The following is a 15,373-nucleotide window of genomic DNA, read 5'->3' as shown; positions in this document are numbered from 1 at the left end:
GGATCACGGCAGACTCTGCTGCGCAACGGCCTCAAAACGCATGGTTTGTGTCACAGGCAGCGCGCGAATCAGGAACATCTATGTTTTTGCGCTGATTAAATCTTTTACAGGAATCAGCTTTTACTTTTCGCCAATGAGCTCGACGCCGAGTTCCTTACCACGATAGGACGACTGCACCATGATCGAATTCGAACCGAAATACATCACCTTCGACTGCTACGGCACGCTGACCAAGTTCCGCATGGCGGACATGACGCGCGAACTGTACGGCCACATTCTGAAGAGCGACGACCTCGAAAAGCTGGTCGCGTTCTACGCCGGCTATCGCCGCGACGAAGTGCTGGGTGCATGGAAGCCGTATCGCGACGTCGTGGTCAATGCGCTGCGCCGTGCGTGCGCGCGCATGAACGTCGAATTCAACGAAGCCGGCGCGCAAAAGATCTATGAAGCGGTGCCGACGTGGGGCCCGCATCCCGACGTGCCCGAAGGTCTGTCGCGGCTCGCGAAGAAGTACAAGCTCGTGATTCTGTCGAATGCGTCGAACGATCAGATCCAGAGCAACGTCGACAAACTCGGCGCGCCGTTCCATGCGGTGTTCACCGCCGAGCAGGCGCAGTCGTACAAGCCGCGCATGCCAGGCTTCGAGTACATGTTCGACAAGCTCGGCTGCAATCCGGAAGACGTGCTGCATGTGTCGTCGAGCCTGCGCTACGACCTGATGACCGTGCACGACATGGGCGTCAAGCACAAGGCGTTCATCAACCGCGGCCATGAACCGTCGACGCCGTACTACCAGTACTACGAAGTGAAGGGCATTCCGGAACTGGCCGCCGAACTCGGCCTGTAAGCGCGCGACGAACCCGCCGCCCGCGACGTTGCCTCGCTGATTGCAATCATGGACCCGCACAGGATGAAGCTCGACTCTTACTGGCTCGACACTGCGCCGCCCTTTGTGTCGGCGTGCGAAGGCCCGCTCGACGGTGACGCCGATGTGGTGGTGATCGGCGCGGGCTTCACGGGTTTGTCGGCGGCTCTGGCGCTCGGCAAACGCGGCGCGTCGGTCGTGGTGGTCGACGCGGGACGCGTGGGCGGCGGCGCGTCGGGCCGCAACGGCGGCCAGGTGAACACGGGCGTCGCGCAAGACTTCGTCGCGCTCGCCGCGCAACTCGGCCTCGAGCGTGCGAGCGCGTGCTATCGCGCGTATTCGGATGCGGTCGATACGGTCGAGCGTCTGATCGACGAAGAACAGATCGACTGCGATTACGCCGCGACCGGCAAGCTCAAGCTCGCGTCGAAGCCGCATCATTTTGCGCATCTGGAAAAGACGGCGGATCTGATCCGTCGCGCGGTGGATCCCGACATCGAACTGATCGACGGCGAGCGGATTCGCGGCGAAGTGCAGTCGGACAGTTTTTACGGCGGGCTGCTGCATCGTCACGGCGGCCAGATGCATATGGGCAAGTTCGCGGTCGGGCTTGCGGAAGCGGCGGTTCGGCGCGGCGCCAAGGTGTATGAACACGCGCCGGTTACGTCGATCGTGAAAGACGGCGGCGCGCATCGCGTCGTCACCGCGCGCGGCGAAGTGCGCGCGAAGCAGGTGCTGATCGCGACCGGGCCGTCGCGGCATGGACCGTTCGGCTGGTATCGGCGGCGGCTTGCGCCGGTTGGCTCGTTCATCGTCGTGACGGAGCCGCTGCCGCCCGCCTTGCTCGTGCAGACGTTGCCGAACCGGCGCGCGTACACGACCACGCGGCTGATGCACAACTACTTTCGCGTGACGCCCGATTCGCGCTTGCTGTTCGGCGGACGCGCGCGCTTCACGGCGTCCGAGCGGCCATCCGATGCCAAGAGCGGGCGCATCCTGCAGCAAGGTCTCGCCGCGATGTTTCCGATGCTCTCAAGTGCGCGCATCGACTATTGCTGGGGTGGTCTCGTCGACATCAGCGCCGATCGCCTGCCGCATGCCGGGCAGCACGACGGCATCTATTTTTCGATGGGCTACAGCGGCCACGGCACGCAGATGTCGACGCACATGGGTCAGGTGATGGCCGATGTGATGGACGGCCGCGCGGAGCGCAACCCGTGGGACGAGTCCGAATGGGCCGCGATTCCTGGGCACACCGGCAAGCCCTGGTTCTTGCCGCTGGTCGGCACGTACTACCGTATCAAGGACATCTTCTACTGAAGTCCCGCTGTTGCACTCGCTATTGAAGTCCCGCTGTTGCAGTCGACAACTACAAACCCACGCAGCCCCCACAACTGCCTTACCTCGCGGAGAAGTTCGATGAATAAGGAAAACTCACCCCACGGCGCTCCTGGCCTCGACAACGGGCTCGAGCAATTGACAGCGAGAGGCGCGTCGCGGCGCGACGTGCTGCGCGCGCTGACCGCGGCCGGGATGATGTCGCTGACGGGCGCCGGGCTGATGGCCGCAAGCGGTTCCGCGCTCGCGCAAGCGAAGCCGAAGCAGGGCGGCAAGATTCGCGTGGCGACGCAGTCGGCCTCCGCGGCCGACACGCTCGATCCGGCGAAGGGCGCGCTCAGCACCGATTACGTCCGCTGCAACATGTTCTACAACGGCCTGACCGAACTCGATTCCCATCTCGGCGCAAAGATGGCGCTCGCCGAATCCATCGAGACGAAGGACGCGACCGTATGGGTTGTGAAGCTGCGCAACGGCGTGCAATTCCACGACGGCAAGTCGCTCGCGCCCGCCGACGTCGTCTATTCGATCATGCGCCACAAGGATCCGGCCACCGCTTCGAAGGCAAAGACGATCGCCGATCAGATCAAGGAAGTGAAGGCCACCGGCCCGAACGAAGTGACGATCACACTCGACGGCGCGAACGCCGACTTGCCGGTGATTCTCGCGACGTCGCACTTCCTCATCATCAAGGACGGCACGAGCGATTTCAAAACGGCCGTCGGCACAGGTCCGTACAAGGTCAAGGAATTCTCGCCGGGCGTGCGCACGGTCGGCGTGCGCAACGACAAGTACTGGAAGCCGGGCATGCCGTATCTCGACGAGATCGAGTTGATCGGTATCGGCGACGAATCGGCGCGCGTGAACGCGTTGCTGTCGGGCGACGTGCAACTGATCAACGGCCTCACGCCGAATTCGGCTGAACGCCTGAAGACCGCGCCGGGTTTCAAGGTGCTGGAGACGAAGACCGGCGGCTACACGGACCTGATCGTTCGCGACGAGGGCGGCATTACCGGCAACGACGATTTCCGCCGCGGCATGATGTACCTGATGGACCGCGAACAGATCCGCCGCTCGGTGTTTCGCGGCTACGGCGCGATCGGCAATGATCAGCCGATCGACCCGACCAACAAATACTATCTCGCCGGCCTGCCGCAACGCGGCTTCGATCCCGACAAGGCGAAGTTCTATTTCCAGAAGGCCAAGCTCGGCTCGGCGCCGCTGCAAGTGTTCGCCTCTCCGGCCGCCGACGGTTCCGTCGAAATGGCGATGCTGCTGCAACAGGCTGCGCCGCGCGCGGGCCTGAACCTTCAGGTGAGCCGTGTGCCCTCGGACGGCTTCTGGTCGAATCACTGGATGAAGCATCCGCTCGGCTTCGGCAACATCAATGCGCGCCCGAGCGCGGACGTGCTGTTCACGCAGTTCTTCAAGTCCGATGCGCCGTGGAACGAAGCCAACTGGAAGAACCCGAAGTTCGATCAGATGCTCGTCGCCGCGCGCGGCGAACCGGACGACGCGAAGCGCAAGAAGATCTACGGCGACATGCAGGTGCTCGTGCATGAAAACGGCGGCATCGGCATTCCGCTCTTTCATAGCTCGCTCGATGGCTATACGAGTAAGCTGAAGGGACTCGGTTCGATTCCGCTTGCCGGTCTGATGGGTTTTGCGTTCGCGGAAAACGTCTGGCTAGAGGCGTAACGCGAAGGCGCTCCGGCTCATTGAGCCGGAGCGCCACGACTTCGCACCTGCGCGCAATACACGCAATACATGCACTGGCGCGGCGCCGCGACGCCGCGCGCATGCTTCAACTGGAGGCGACTTTCAATGAAAGCACACGCGCAACGACTCATCGCCGCGCGCCTCGGCCTCGCGCTGCTCACGCTGCTGCTGGTGTCGGCCATCGTGTTCGGCGTGACAGGGCTGCTGCCTGGCGACGCCGCGCAAGAGGCGCTCGGCCAGGCCGCCACGCCCGAGGCCGTCGCCGCATTGCGGCATCAGTTCGGGCTCGATCAGCCGGCGCTTCAGCGCTACGGCCAGTGGCTCTTTCATATCGTCACCGGCAACTTCGGCACGTCGATGTCGAACAATCTGCCCGTTAGTCAGTTGATCGCGACGCGTCTGCCGAACTCGCTGGTGCTCGCCGGTTTGACCGCGGTGGTCTCGGTGCCGCTCGCGCTGCTGATCGGCATTTCGTCCGCGATGTTCCGCGGCTCGCTGCTCGATCGCGCATTGAACGTGCTGACGCTCTCGACGGTAGCCGTGCCCGAGTTTCTCGTCGCGACCATCGCCGTGCTGATCTTCGCCGTGAAGCTGCGCTGGCTGCCCGCGCTGTCTTACCTGTCCGAAGTGAATTCGTTCGGCGCGTTGTTGCGCATCTATGCAATGCCCGTCATGACGCTGTGCTGCGTGATCGTCGCGCAGATGGCTCGCATGACGCGCGCCGCAGTACTCGACCAGCTCAATTCGTCGTATGTGGAAATGGCGATGCTCAAGGGCGCGTCGCCCGTGCGCGTCGTGCTGCGGCATGTGCTGCCGAACACCATCGGGCCGATTGCGAATGCGGTCGCGCTGAGTCTGTCGTACCTGTTCGGCGGCGTGGTGATTGTCGAGTCGATCTTCAACTATCCGGGCCTCGCGAGCCTGATGGTCGACGCCGTGACGAACCGCGACATGCCGCTCGTGCAAGGCTGCGTGATGGTGTTCTGCGCCGCGTATCTTGCGCTCGTGCTGATCGCGGACCTGTGTCAAATCGTATCCAACCCGAGGCTACGTCGATGATGAGCCAACCTGATCACCACGTCCCTCACGCGGGCACCGAGTTGTACGGCGTGAGCCGCGACGAACTCGTCGCCGATATACCGGCTGACATGGCGGCTGAAACGCTGGCCGCCGATACCGCAACCACGAGCGCACCGGCGAAGTACAACCCGCTGCAACGCCTCGTCCACCGCTTTTCGGTGCTCGGCCTGCTCGGCCTCGTGATGGTGCTGTTCTGGCTGCTGGTCGCCTTCGTCGGGCCGCTCGTCGCGCCGTACCAGGGCGGCGCGCTGACGTCGACGGAAATTTTCGGGCGTTATAGCGCGGCGTATCCGCTTGGCACCGACTACCTCGGCCGCGACATGCTGAGCCGCATTCTGTACGGCGCACGCTATACGGTCGGCCTCGCGCTCGCGGCGGCCGTGCTCGCGAGCGTGATCGGCACGTTCTTCGGTCTGCTTGCCGCGGTGTCGGGCAAGTGGGTCGATGAAGTGCTGAGCCGCCTGTTCGACGCGCTCATTTCGATTCCGAGCAAGGTGCTTGCGCTCGTCGTGATCGCGGCATTCGGATCGTCGATCCCGATGCTGACGACGGTCGCGGCGCTCGCCTACATTCCCGGCGCGTTTCGCATCTCGCGTTCGCTCGCGTTGAACCTGATGGGGCTCGAATACGTGCAGGTCGCGCGGGCTCGCGGCGAAGGGCTCTTATATATCGCGCGTGTCGAGGTATTGCCGAACATGATCCATCCGATGCTCGCCGATTTCGGCCTGCGCTTCGTGTTCATCGTGCTGCTGCTGAGCGGGCTGAGTTTCCTCGGCCTCGGCGTGCAGCCGCCGAACGCCGATTGGGGTTCGCTCGTGCGCGAGAACATCGGCGGCTTATCGGAAGGCGCGCCTGCGGTGCTGATGCCGGCCGTCGCGATTGCCACGCTGACCATCGGCATGAATCTGCTGATCGACAACTTGCGGCGTCGCAGCCGTAGCCACGGAGACGCATGATGGCCGACCGGGACATGATTGAAGTGAAAGGGCTGCGTGTCGTCGCGGGCGCGGCGCACGGGCCGGTGACGGAGATCGTCAAGGGCGTCAGCTTTTCGGTGAAGAAGGGCGAGGTGCTCGCGCTGATCGGCGAATCCGGTTCGGGCAAGACGACGATTGCGCTGTCGCTGCTCGGCTATGCGCGCGCGGGCTGCTCGATCAGCGGCGGCTCGGTGCGCATCGGCGAGGTGGAAGTGCTCTCGCTCGATGCCAAAGGACGCCGCGCGTTGCGCGCGCGCACGGTCGCGTATGTCGCGCAGAGCGCGGCGGCGGGCTTCAATCCGGCGCGCACGATCATGGATCAGGTGACCGAGCCCGCGCTGCTGCATCAGTTGATGACGAAAGACGCCGCGCGCGCCAAAGCGATCGCACTGTTTCGCGCGCTCGCGCTGCCCGCGCCGGATACCATTGGCGAGCGTTATCCGCATCAGGTTTCCGGCGGGCAATTGCAGCGTCTGATGGCGGCGATGGCGTTGATCACCGATCCGGCGGTCGTCGTGTTCGATGAGCCGACCACGGCGCTCGACGTCACCACGCAGATCGAAGTGCTCGCCGCCTTCAAGAAGGTGGTGCGCGAACTCGGCACGACGGCGGTGTACGTGTCGCACGATCTTGCCGTCGTCGCGCAGATGGCCGACCGCATCGTCGTGCTGAACGGCGGCGCGGTGAAGGAAAACGGCGCGGTCGCGCAAGTGCTCGATGCGCCCGTGGATGCCTACACGCGCCAGTTGCTCGCCGCGACGCGCCGCCCGGAAGCGCCCTCGGCCGCGTTGCAGGACGGCGCGGGACAGGTGCCGCCGCTGCTGCAGATTCGCGGCCTCTCGGCGGGCTATGGACGCATCGGCCGTGACGGCATGCCCGCCGTGCGCGTGCTCGACGACGTGAGCCTCAGCATTGCTCGCGGCAGCGCGCTCGGCGTGATCGGCGAATCGGGCTCGGGCAAGACGACGCTGGCACGCGTGGTCGCGGGTCTCGTCGACCGTGCGCGCGGCGATGTGCTGTTCAACGGCGAGCCGTTGCCCGCGCAGCTATCGCGCCGCACGCCGGAGCAGTATCGGCAGATTCAGATCGTGTTCCAGAACGCGGATACCGCGCTGAATCCGAGCCATTCGATCGCGGATATTCTTGGCCGGCCGCTCGCGTTTTATCACCATCTGCGTGGCGCGGCGGCGAAGAAGCGCATGCTCGCGTTGCTCGATCTGGTGAAGCTGCCGGCTTCGATTGCAACGCGCACCCCCGCGGGCCTGTCGGGCGGCCAGAAGCAGCGCGTGAACCTCGCGCGCGCGCTTGCCGCCGATCCCGCGCTGATTCTCTGCGACGAAGTCACGTCCGCGCTCGATACGGTAGTGGGCGCCGCGATCCTCGATCTGCTCGCGGAATTGCGGCGCGAGCTGGGCGTCTCGTACATGTTCATTAGCCACGACATTTCGACGGTGCGCGCGATCTGCGACGAAGTGATCGTGCTGTACGCCGGGCAGCGTGTCGAAGCCGGACAGCGCGACGTGCTCGCGGCGCCGCCGTATCACCCGTACACGGGCTTGCTGGTTGATTCAGTGCCCGAACTAAAACCAGGCTGGCTCGATGCGCGCCGCCACGTCGCCGCCTGCAAGTTGCCCGCGATGGGCGAGAGCGCCGCCGTGCCCGAGCTGTGTTCGTTCCGCTCGCGCTGTCCCGTGCGCATCGACGGTATCTGCAACATGACGCCGCCGTCGCTGAAGAAACTGCCTTCGGGCGCGGAGATTCTTTGTCATCACTCGGCGGCCGAGTTGAGCCGTTTGCAAAACCTGGAGACGATCCCGGCATGAACCAGCGATTTGTGCGGCTCGCGGAAACCGGTCGCAAGACCTTTCCGATTACCGTCGACGGCGTAGTGCGCGAGGCCGCCGAAGGCGACACGCTGATGGTCGCGCTGCTCACCAACGGCACCACGCTGCGCGACTCCGAATTCGGCGACGGCCGCCGCGCCGGTTTCTGTCTGATGGGCGCGTGCCAGGATTGCTGGGTGTGGACCGCGCAAGGCGAGCGCGTGCGCGCGTGCAGCACGCTGGCGGCGCCGGGCATGTCGATCGTCACGAGTCTCGCTGAAGCCGGGGAGGGCGTATGGCCCCGCGTGTAGTCATCATCGGTGCGGGGCCGGCGGGCGTGCGCGCCGCTCAGGCATGCGTCGAAGCGGGTCTGCGCCCGACTGTGATCGACGAAGGCCGGCGCGACGGCGGACAGATCTACCGGCGTCAACCGGAAGGCTTTTCGCGCAGCTACGACACGCTGTACGGCACGGAGGCCGAGCGCGCGGCGTCGTTGCATACGGGCTTCGATGCGCTGAAACGCAGCATCGACTATTTGCCCGAAACGCTGGTGTGGAATATTTCGGCGAACGCGGTGCATACGGTGAGCGGCACGCGTTACGGCACGCTGCCGTTCGACGCGCTCATCGTGTGCAGCGGCGCAACCGACCGGCTCATGCCCGTCAAGGGTTGGCATCAGGCGGGCACCTATAGTCTCGGCGGCGCGCAGGTCGCGCTGAAATCGCAGGGCTGCGCGATCGGTTCGCGCATCGTGATGATGGGCAGCGGGCCGCTGCTCTACCTCGTGTCCGCGCAATACGTGAAGGCCGGCGCGCAGATCGCGGCGGTACTCGATACGTCGACGTTCATGCAGCGCATCGCCGCGTTGCCGCGTCTCTTGGCGATTCCCGCCGCGCTGAAAAAAGGCATTGCGTTGACGCGCGTGTTGTCGAAGGCGGGCGTGCCGGTTTATCGCGGCGTGCAGCCCATCGAAATCAAAGGTTCGCCGCAAACGGGTGTGAGCGGCGTCGAAGTCGCATTGGCCGGCGGCAAGCGCATCGAGTTCGCGTGCGACGCCGTTGCGCTCGGCTATCACTTGCGCCCGGAAACGCAGCTCGCGGATCTCGCCGGCTGCCGTTTTATCTTCGACGACGCCGCGCAGCAGTGGCTCGTGCAAATCGACAGCGACGGCCGCAGCAGCGTCAAGGGCGTCTATCTCGCGGGCGATGGCGCGCGCGTGCGCGGCGCGGACGCAGCCGAACGTTCGGGCCGTCTCGCCGCGCTCGCCGCGCTGCAGGATCACGGCGTGCAAGCGGCGGGCATCGGCGATATGCAGCGTTTGCGCGACGAGCTCGCGCGCTTCTCGCGCTTTGCCGCGGGCTTGCGTGAAGCGTTTCCGTGGCCCGCGCAATTCGCCGCCGCGTTGCCGGACGAGACGATTGTGTGCCGCTGCGAAGCGATCACGGCGGGCGAATTGCGCCGCGTCGTTCGCGAAACCGGCGCGCAGGAAGCCAATCGCGCGAAGGCGTTTTCGCGCGTCGGCATGGGACGTTGCCAAGGGCGTTATTGCGGACATGCGGGCGCGGAAGTCATTGCCGCGGCGGCGTGCGTGCCGCTCGCTTCCGTGGGACGCCTGCGCGGCCAGGCGCCGGTCAAGCCGCTGCCAGTGGCGCTCACCGAGGAGGCAGCGCAATGAGCGCGACTCGCAACGAAGCGGATGTCATCGTGATCGGCGGCGGCATCATGGGTACGACGACCACGTTCTTTTTGCGCCAGCGCAATCGCTCGGTGATTCTGCTGGAACGCGGGCTGACCGGGCAGCAGGCGAGCGGCGTGAACTTCGGCGGCGTGCGGCGGCAAGGCCGCGCATTGCCGCAACTCGCGATGGCCAATCGCGCGCTGCGCACCTGGCAGCGTTCGGCGGAACTGCTCGGCGAGGACGTCGAATTTTTGCCGGTCGGCCATACGCGCGTGTGCTATCACCAGAAGGACGTCGAGAATTTCGACCAATATGCAATCGACGCGCGCGCCTACGGGCTCGAACTCGAAGTGCTGCATGGCGACGCGTTGTTCCGGCGTTTTCCGTTTCTGAGCCGCGAAGTGCTGGCGGCGTCCAGTTCGCCGCTCGACGGCCACGCGAATCCGCGGCTCGCCGCGCCCGCGTTCGGACGCGCGGCCGCGCGGCTCGGCGCGCAGGTGATCGAGAACACGGAGATCGTGCGCGTCGAAAAAGAGGGCGATCGCTTTCGCGTGGAAAGCGCGCGCGGCGACGTGTATCGCGCGGCGCAACTCGTGATCTGCGCGGGCGCGTGGGCCACGCGTCTGACCGAACAGTTCGGCGAAAGCGCGCCGCTCGTCGTCAGCGGACCGCAAATGTGCGTGACGGAGCCGGTGCCGTACGTCTTCAAATCGTCGATGGGCGTGTTCACGTCGATCAAGCAGGAGGGCATTTACTTCCGGCAGATTCCGCGCGGCAATATCATCGTCGGCGGCGGTCCCGCGGGTCCGGCCGATGCCGCGACGAGCCGCGCGTCGGTGCTGCCGCAGAACACGGTGCGCCAGCTCGCGCAGATGCGGCGGCTCGTGCCCGCGCTCGCGCCGTTGCATGTGATCCGCGTGTGGAGCGGCGTGGAAAGTTATCTGCCTGACAGCGAACCGGTGATCGGCCCGAGCAGCAAGGTCGACGGACTCTTCTACGCGTTCGGCTTCAGCGGTTCGGGCTTTCAGATCGGGCCGGGCGTCGGCGAGACGATGGCGGAACTCGTCGATACGGGCAGCACGCCGATTCCGCTCGACAGGTTCTCCATCCAGCGCTTTGCAAAAGAGCCCATCGCGACGTCATGAAACAGTCCGTCAGCCTCAACGCCGCGCGGGCTTTTATCGAAGCGCATTTCAACGAGCCGGTGACGCTCGCGCAACTCGCGGCGCTGTCCGCGCTCAGCGTGTCGCGCTTTGCGACCGTGTTCCGGCAGCAGTACGGCTCGTCGCCGTATCGCTATCTGTGCGGCGTGCGGATTCAGCGGGCACAGATGCTGTTGCTCGAAGGCGTGCCTGGTTCGGTGGTCGCGACCGAGGTCGGCTTCTTCGATCAGAGCCATTTTGGCCGGCATTTCAAGCGATGCTGCGGCATGACGCCGAGCATGTTCATCCAGCAGCGCGCGGCGGTTAATGCGGGCAAGCACGGCGCTGCCAGGCGACAAGCCGTCGCTGAAAACTTCGCCGCGCAGTGCGAACAGACGTCCGCGGTCCTGCTTGGGCACACGGATCCTCTCGCCGAGCGTCGGATTCAGGCGCTCGAACTGACGCGCGATACGATCTAGGCGCTGTCGAAACTCAAGCAAGGATTGGATAGCGGAACCTGGCTGAGTCAACGGCGTGTCCGGCGCCGTCCGCACATAGGGTTGAGGGTGCATTGTTTTTTGCGCTGCCTCGTCGGCCGGCATCGCCGTGCGAGATCGTGCCAGATTTTGTGCCTACGACCTGTTCCGGCTCTCGCGAGCGATGCAGTCACCCCAACCTTTCACTCCCAGCTGGGAGGAATCCTCATGAAAATGAATCGAAGGTTGCGACTTGACTTGATGCAAAGGCTCGCCGACGTGAACCCGAAGCAGTCGATCACGAACTCGTTCGCTGGCGCACCGGCTCGGTAGGCTTTACGCTTAGTGACGGTGAAATTTCCTAAGGACACCATCTAAACTCCGATCGCTGCCGGGCGAGACCATAAAACACCTGCCACCCAATAGCAAAGCGCTCATTGTCAACGTTAGCGAATTGCGATCTAATTGCGGCACCAACAAAGTGGAAGGGCCTAGGCGGCCAAAACTCGAGGAAGCCGTTGGTGGTTATTGGAGCGTTGGAGGCACTTGCTTAACAGACAGGCTTGAGTGCCGCGCACCTGAGTCAAGTTCGAAACGGTCTACCTGGCAGTAAATCTGGACGTGCTCGCAATCCAGGAAGAAGCGCCGCACGCAGCATTAAAAGGCGCTGCGCAAACCGTAGAGATGGATGGATCGGGACCAAACCAAACGACGCACCGCAGGACGCGTATTTGCAGTCGAGCGAAGGCGACTTCAATCCTTCGGACTGCATAAGGGAAATGAGTTGATTATGCGATTTCTGTCATGCACTGACTGCTGGAGGCAAAGCGTGCCTGCCAGCAGGACACCGAGGTTCTCGTCGTGAAGACCGGGAAGGCATAAGGCACCCAACGATTTTCCCGCCGCGACAGCGGCTATTTTTATATTCTTTCGATAGTTCTGTTTAATCAATCTGCCTATTTAAAGATACGCAATTCATCAAGGAGAAGTTGTGGCCCTAGTCAAATGCGAGGAATGCAACAAGGAAGTCAGTCAGAAGGCAGCGTGCTGTCCACACTGTGGTGCACCGGTCGACCTTTACGCGCAAACGGGCTCGGCGAGCGAGGCCGACACACGTGTGTTCTTCAACAACCGAGGTGTAACGGTTACTGGAGCTCGATTTCTTCTTCCTGGCAACCGCACTTTCGCAATGAGCGGAATCACTGCTGTCAGGATGTGGCAGAAGAAGCCCAGCCGGTTAGGTCCAATCCTGTGCGCAATTGTTGCAGCACTCGCCTTGTCTGGCAAAGCGACGATTTGGTCGGTGGCAATCCCCCTTAGCACCGGTGTGCTGTGGTTTGTATTGCAGAAGCCAACGTTTTACGTTGTGCTTAGTTCCGCCTCAGGCGAAACACAAGTTCTTCGACATAAAAGTCGGAAGTGGATTCAGGACATAGTCGCAGCATTGAACCAGGCGATCATTTACAGAGGGTAGCGTCGAACTGGCAATAGCCGGAAGAGTAATCGCAACCGCAGAAGCGTTTAGACAAAAAGCGACTCGACTTCAAACCCACAGCCTTTGTCAACGCTTCTTACGGTGCGCCCCGCGCGGCCGGGCGAGCCACAATGGTCCTGCGCACTTTCCCTTGCCAACCTTCCCGCAGCAGAAAACGATTGTTTCCTGACAGATGTCGGAAGGTGAACGCGGTCTCTAGCGCCGCGAGCATCGCAAAAGTTAGCGCGCCCCGTTCAGCTTCCGCCATAACGTCGTCTTGCTGATGCCGAGCGCGTCGCACACCGCATCGCGGTCGCCGTCGTGCGCAGCCAGCGCGGCGCGGATTTCATCGGCTTCGACATGACGGCTGCGTTCGCGCAACGTCAGCGCCGTTTTGTGAGCGCGCGGTTGCTGCGGTTCGACGATTTCCGGCGCGATGGTCCGCAGCATGTCTCGCGTGATGAGCGGTTGCGTCTCCGCCGGCGAGTCGGCGTCTGACTCCATCTCGGCAAGCTCCACTGCAATCCGCTCGATGACGTTCTGCAACTCGCGCACATTCCCCGGCCACGCGTAACGCCGCAACGGCTCGGCGAGCGCGGCCAGAATGCGTTCGGCGGCAGCGGCGTCGGGCAGGCGCGCGGCGAGCCTCGGCTCACGCGCCGCGGCTTGCAACAGCAGTTCGGCGGCAAGCGGCAGCAGATCGGTTGGACGCTCGCGCAGCGGCGGCAGCGCAATGCTGAGAATGTTGAGCCGGTAGTAAAGATCGGCGCGGAAGCGGCCTGCTTCGACACCCTCGGTCAACGCGCGGTGCGTCGCGGCAACCACGCGAATGTCGACGCGCGTCGGTTCCGTCGAACCGAGCCGCACGACTTCGCGCTCCTGCAACACGCGCAGCAAACGGCTCTGCAACGACAACGGCATTTCGCCGATTTCATCGAGAAACAAGGTGCCGCGGTGCGCGACTTCGATGAGCCCCGCCTTGCCGCCTTTGCGCGCGCCGGTGAACGCGCCTTCCTCGTAGCCGAACAGTTCGCTTTCGAGCAACGCCTCGGGAAACGCGCCGCAATTGATCGCGACGAAGGCGAAGTCGCGCCGCGCGCTCAACTGATGCATGCTCTGCGCGACCATTTCCTTGCCTGTGCCGCTTTCGCCGAGAATCAGCACGGTCGCGTCCGACCTCGCGTACCGCTGCACGAGCGCGCGCACGCGTTGCATGGATTCCGCCGCGCCGACCATATCTTCCAGGCGGTAACGCGCGCTGAACTGCTGTACCCGTTGACGCGAACGCAGCGTACGGTCCAGCCGTTCGACCGCACGCGATTCCTGAAACGTCAGCACGGTGCCCGCGGCTGCGCCGCCGCTCGCAAGCGGCCCGCGATGCACGACGTAGCTCGCGCCGCGCACGGTGCAGAACGCGTCGCCGTCGGAGTCGGGCAGGCTGCCGGCGAGATCGGGCGCGAGTTCGAGCAGCGCGCGGCCCGCTGCATTCGCGGCGTCGACGCCGAGCACGGCGGCAAGACGCTGGTTCATCGCCTCGACGCGCCCCTCGGCGTCGAGCGCGACGACGCCATCGCGCAAGTGTTGCAGCAGGTTGTCGAGCCGTTGACGGCGTATCGTTTCGCGCCGCGTCGCCTGCGCGACTTCGAGCGCCGTGTCGAAGCCGGCGCGCACCGAATCGCGCGAGTACAGAAACACCGCGCCCATGCCGGCGTGCGCGGCGAGATCGGTGACGAGTCCGGGGCCGACGACCACGTCGATACCGCGATCGCGCAGGTCCAGCACGACGCTTTCGGCGTCCTGCGCGGATTGATGCGAGGCGAACGTCACGTCGAGCCCGAACGCCGTGACGAAGCGGCGCACTTCGTCGGGCGTTTTGCCGTGCGTGACCAGCGCGACCTTTGCGCCGTCGCGGCGCGCGCGGGCGAGCGCGTGCATGACGTCGAAGCCCGTCGGCGTGATCATCACGACCGGCACCGCGACGCGCGTTTTCAGGTAAGCGCCGTTGGAGCCGCCCGCAATCACGACGTCGGGACGACCCGCGCCGGCGGCGTCGATTTCGCGCACGGCGTCTTCGAAACCTTGGGCGACGATGCGCAGATCCGCGCGTTCCACGTATTCGCCCGCGATGTCGATAAACAGATCGCGCAGACGGCTGATGCTGAGCGCCCAGATGCGCGGGCGTCGGGCTGTATCGAACGATGGAGTGCTCAAGTTGCGGCTCGCGCGAGGTGAGTGGCAGGGTCCGGCTATTATGCGCGCGTCGGTTTCAAAAATGAAATTTCATGATTTCATTGTCGAAACGTGCGCCGTTTCGCGCAAAGCGGTCCGCCGTGACAAATCAGACACTTAGCGCAAGCCTGCGACGATGGCCCGTTCCTTGCATTTAAGGCCGCGTTCGAGAATCCCTAACGCATCCGGAGACAACGATGAGCGAAGCAGACAACAGCACCAGCACCACCAACGCCGGCGCGTTCAAACCGAAAAAATCCGTCGCGCTGTCCGGCGTGACCGCGGGCAACACGGCGCTGTGCACGGTCGGCAAGACCGGCAACGATCTGCATTACCGCGGCTACGACATTCTCGACATCGCGGGCAATTGCGAATTCGAAGAAATCGCCTATCTGCTCGTGCATGAAAAGCTGCCGACGCAAGCCGAACTCACCGCCTACAAGACGAAGTTGAAGGCGTTGCGCGGCCTGCCCGCGAACGTCAAGGCCGCACTCGAATGGATTCCCGCCGCCGCGCATCCGATGGATGTGATGCGCACCGGCGTGTCGGTGCTCGGCACGGTGCTGCCGGAA

General features: G+C 64.1%; 13 protein-coding genes. 12 read left to right on the top strand and 1 reads right to left on the bottom strand.

All coding sequences use genetic code 11. The annotated features are described in order from the left end of the window. Nucleotides 1-178: 178 nt before the first annotated feature. From P0D87_RS29385 to P0D87_RS29335, 11 genes are all read left to right on the top strand, one after another. Nucleotides 179-847 (top strand): haloacid dehalogenase type II, encoded by a 669-nt coding sequence (locus P0D87_RS29385; protein WP_006049127.1) that lies wholly within the window; start codon nt 179-181, stop codon nt 845-847. A 63-nt stretch (nt 848-910) separates the two neighbouring features. After that, nucleotides 911-2,185 carry an NAD(P)/FAD-dependent oxidoreductase gene (locus tag P0D87_RS29380; protein WP_053859585.1) on the top strand — a complete coding sequence of 425 codons (1,275 nt, stop codon included), beginning with the start codon at nt 911-913 and terminating at the stop codon, nt 2,183-2,185. Between the two features lie 99 nt (nt 2,186-2,284). After that, nucleotides 2,285-3,901, top strand: a complete 1,617-nt coding sequence (locus tag P0D87_RS29375; protein ID WP_006049129.1) for an ABC transporter substrate-binding protein — start codon at nt 2,285-2,287, stop codon at nt 3,899-3,901. Between the two features lie 126 nt (nt 3,902-4,027). Then, nucleotides 4,028-4,981, top strand: a complete 954-nt coding sequence (locus tag P0D87_RS29370; RefSeq protein WP_006049130.1) for an ABC transporter permease — start codon at nt 4,028-4,030, stop codon at nt 4,979-4,981. Continuing rightward, nucleotides 4,978-5,958 carry an ABC transporter permease gene (locus P0D87_RS29365; protein WP_171800007.1) on the top strand — a complete coding sequence of 327 codons (981 nt, stop codon included), beginning with the start codon at nt 4,978-4,980 and terminating at the stop codon, nt 5,956-5,958. The genes P0D87_RS29370 and P0D87_RS29365 overlap by 4 nt, the downstream gene beginning before the upstream one ends. Beyond that, nucleotides 5,958-7,802 (top strand): ABC transporter ATP-binding protein, encoded by a 1,845-nt coding sequence (locus P0D87_RS29360; protein ID WP_053859584.1) that lies wholly within the window; start codon nt 5,958-5,960, stop codon nt 7,800-7,802. The genes P0D87_RS29365 and P0D87_RS29360 overlap by 1 nt, the downstream gene beginning before the upstream one ends. Further along, a complete protein-coding gene (locus P0D87_RS29355; protein WP_053859583.1) occupies nt 7,799-8,113 on the top strand; it encodes a (2Fe-2S)-binding protein in 315 nt (104 codons plus the stop codon). The genes P0D87_RS29360 and P0D87_RS29355 overlap by 4 nt, the downstream gene beginning before the upstream one ends. Further along, nucleotides 8,098-9,477: an FAD/NAD(P)-dependent oxidoreductase gene (locus P0D87_RS29350; RefSeq protein WP_053859582.1), complete on the top strand. Its 1,380-nt coding sequence runs from the start codon at nt 8,098-8,100 to the stop codon at nt 9,475-9,477. Before P0D87_RS29355 ends, P0D87_RS29350 begins: the two co-directional genes overlap by 16 nt. Beyond that, a complete protein-coding gene (locus P0D87_RS29345; protein WP_053859581.1) occupies nt 9,474-10,625 on the top strand; it encodes an NAD(P)/FAD-dependent oxidoreductase in 1,152 nt (383 codons plus the stop codon). Before P0D87_RS29350 ends, P0D87_RS29345 begins: the two co-directional genes overlap by 4 nt. Beyond that, nucleotides 10,622-11,101 (top strand): helix-turn-helix domain-containing protein, encoded by a 480-nt coding sequence (locus P0D87_RS29340; protein ID WP_321175872.1) that lies wholly within the window; start codon nt 10,622-10,624, stop codon nt 11,099-11,101. Before P0D87_RS29345 ends, P0D87_RS29340 begins: the two co-directional genes overlap by 4 nt. A gap of 988 nt (nt 11,102-12,089) precedes the next feature. Then, complete coding sequence (locus P0D87_RS29335; RefSeq protein WP_408637100.1) at nt 12,090-12,572, top strand: DUF6232 family protein; 483 nt, start codon at nt 12,090-12,092, stop codon at nt 12,570-12,572. 240 nt (nt 12,573-12,812) lie between these two features. Here P0D87_RS29335 and prpR read toward each other — a convergent pair whose 3' ends face one another. Beyond that, nucleotides 12,813-14,783: a propionate catabolism operon regulatory protein PrpR gene (gene prpR / locus P0D87_RS29330; RefSeq protein WP_053859580.1), complete on the bottom strand. Its 1,971-nt coding sequence runs from the start codon at nt 14,781-14,783 to the stop codon at nt 12,813-12,815. 215 nt (nt 14,784-14,998) lie between these two features. Here prpR and P0D87_RS29325 point away from each other — a divergent pair. Further along, a partial coding sequence (locus P0D87_RS29325) for a citrate/2-methylcitrate synthase (protein WP_408637099.1) occupies nt 14,999-15,373 on the top strand: 375 nt, incomplete at its 3' end.

Source organism: Paraburkholderia sp. RL17-368-BIF-A (genome assembly GCF_046054045.1).
Lineage (GTDB): Bacteria > Pseudomonadota > Gammaproteobacteria > Burkholderiales > Burkholderiaceae > Paraburkholderia > Paraburkholderia graminis.
This window is presented reverse-complemented; position numbering and strand designations above follow the sequence as displayed.

Excerpts from the sequence above, each read along its gene's own strand:
- P0D87_RS29385 (WP_006049127.1), top strand. The coding sequence starts at position 179 with ATGATCGAATTCGAACCGAAATACATCACCTTCGACTGCTACGGCACG.
- P0D87_RS29380 (WP_053859585.1), top strand. The coding sequence starts at position 911 with ATGAAGCTCGACTCTTACTGGCTCGACACTGCGCCGCCCTTTGTGTCG.
- P0D87_RS29375 (WP_006049129.1), top strand. The coding sequence starts at position 2,285 with ATGAATAAGGAAAACTCACCCCACGGCGCTCCTGGCCTCGACAACGGG.
- P0D87_RS29370 (WP_006049130.1), top strand. The coding sequence starts at position 4,028 with ATGAAAGCACACGCGCAACGACTCATCGCCGCGCGCCTCGGCCTCGCG.
- P0D87_RS29365 (WP_171800007.1), top strand. The coding sequence starts at position 4,978 with ATGATGAGCCAACCTGATCACCACGTCCCTCACGCGGGCACCGAGTTG.
- P0D87_RS29360 (WP_053859584.1), top strand. The coding sequence starts at position 5,958 with ATGGCCGACCGGGACATGATTGAAGTGAAAGGGCTGCGTGTCGTCGCG.
- P0D87_RS29355 (WP_053859583.1), top strand. The coding sequence starts at position 7,799 with ATGAACCAGCGATTTGTGCGGCTCGCGGAAACCGGTCGCAAGACCTTT.
- P0D87_RS29350 (WP_053859582.1), top strand. The coding sequence starts at position 8,098 with ATGGCCCCGCGTGTAGTCATCATCGGTGCGGGGCCGGCGGGCGTGCGC.
- P0D87_RS29345 (WP_053859581.1), top strand. The coding sequence starts at position 9,474 with ATGAGCGCGACTCGCAACGAAGCGGATGTCATCGTGATCGGCGGCGGC.
- P0D87_RS29340 (WP_321175872.1), top strand. The coding sequence starts at position 10,622 with ATGAAACAGTCCGTCAGCCTCAACGCCGCGCGGGCTTTTATCGAAGCG.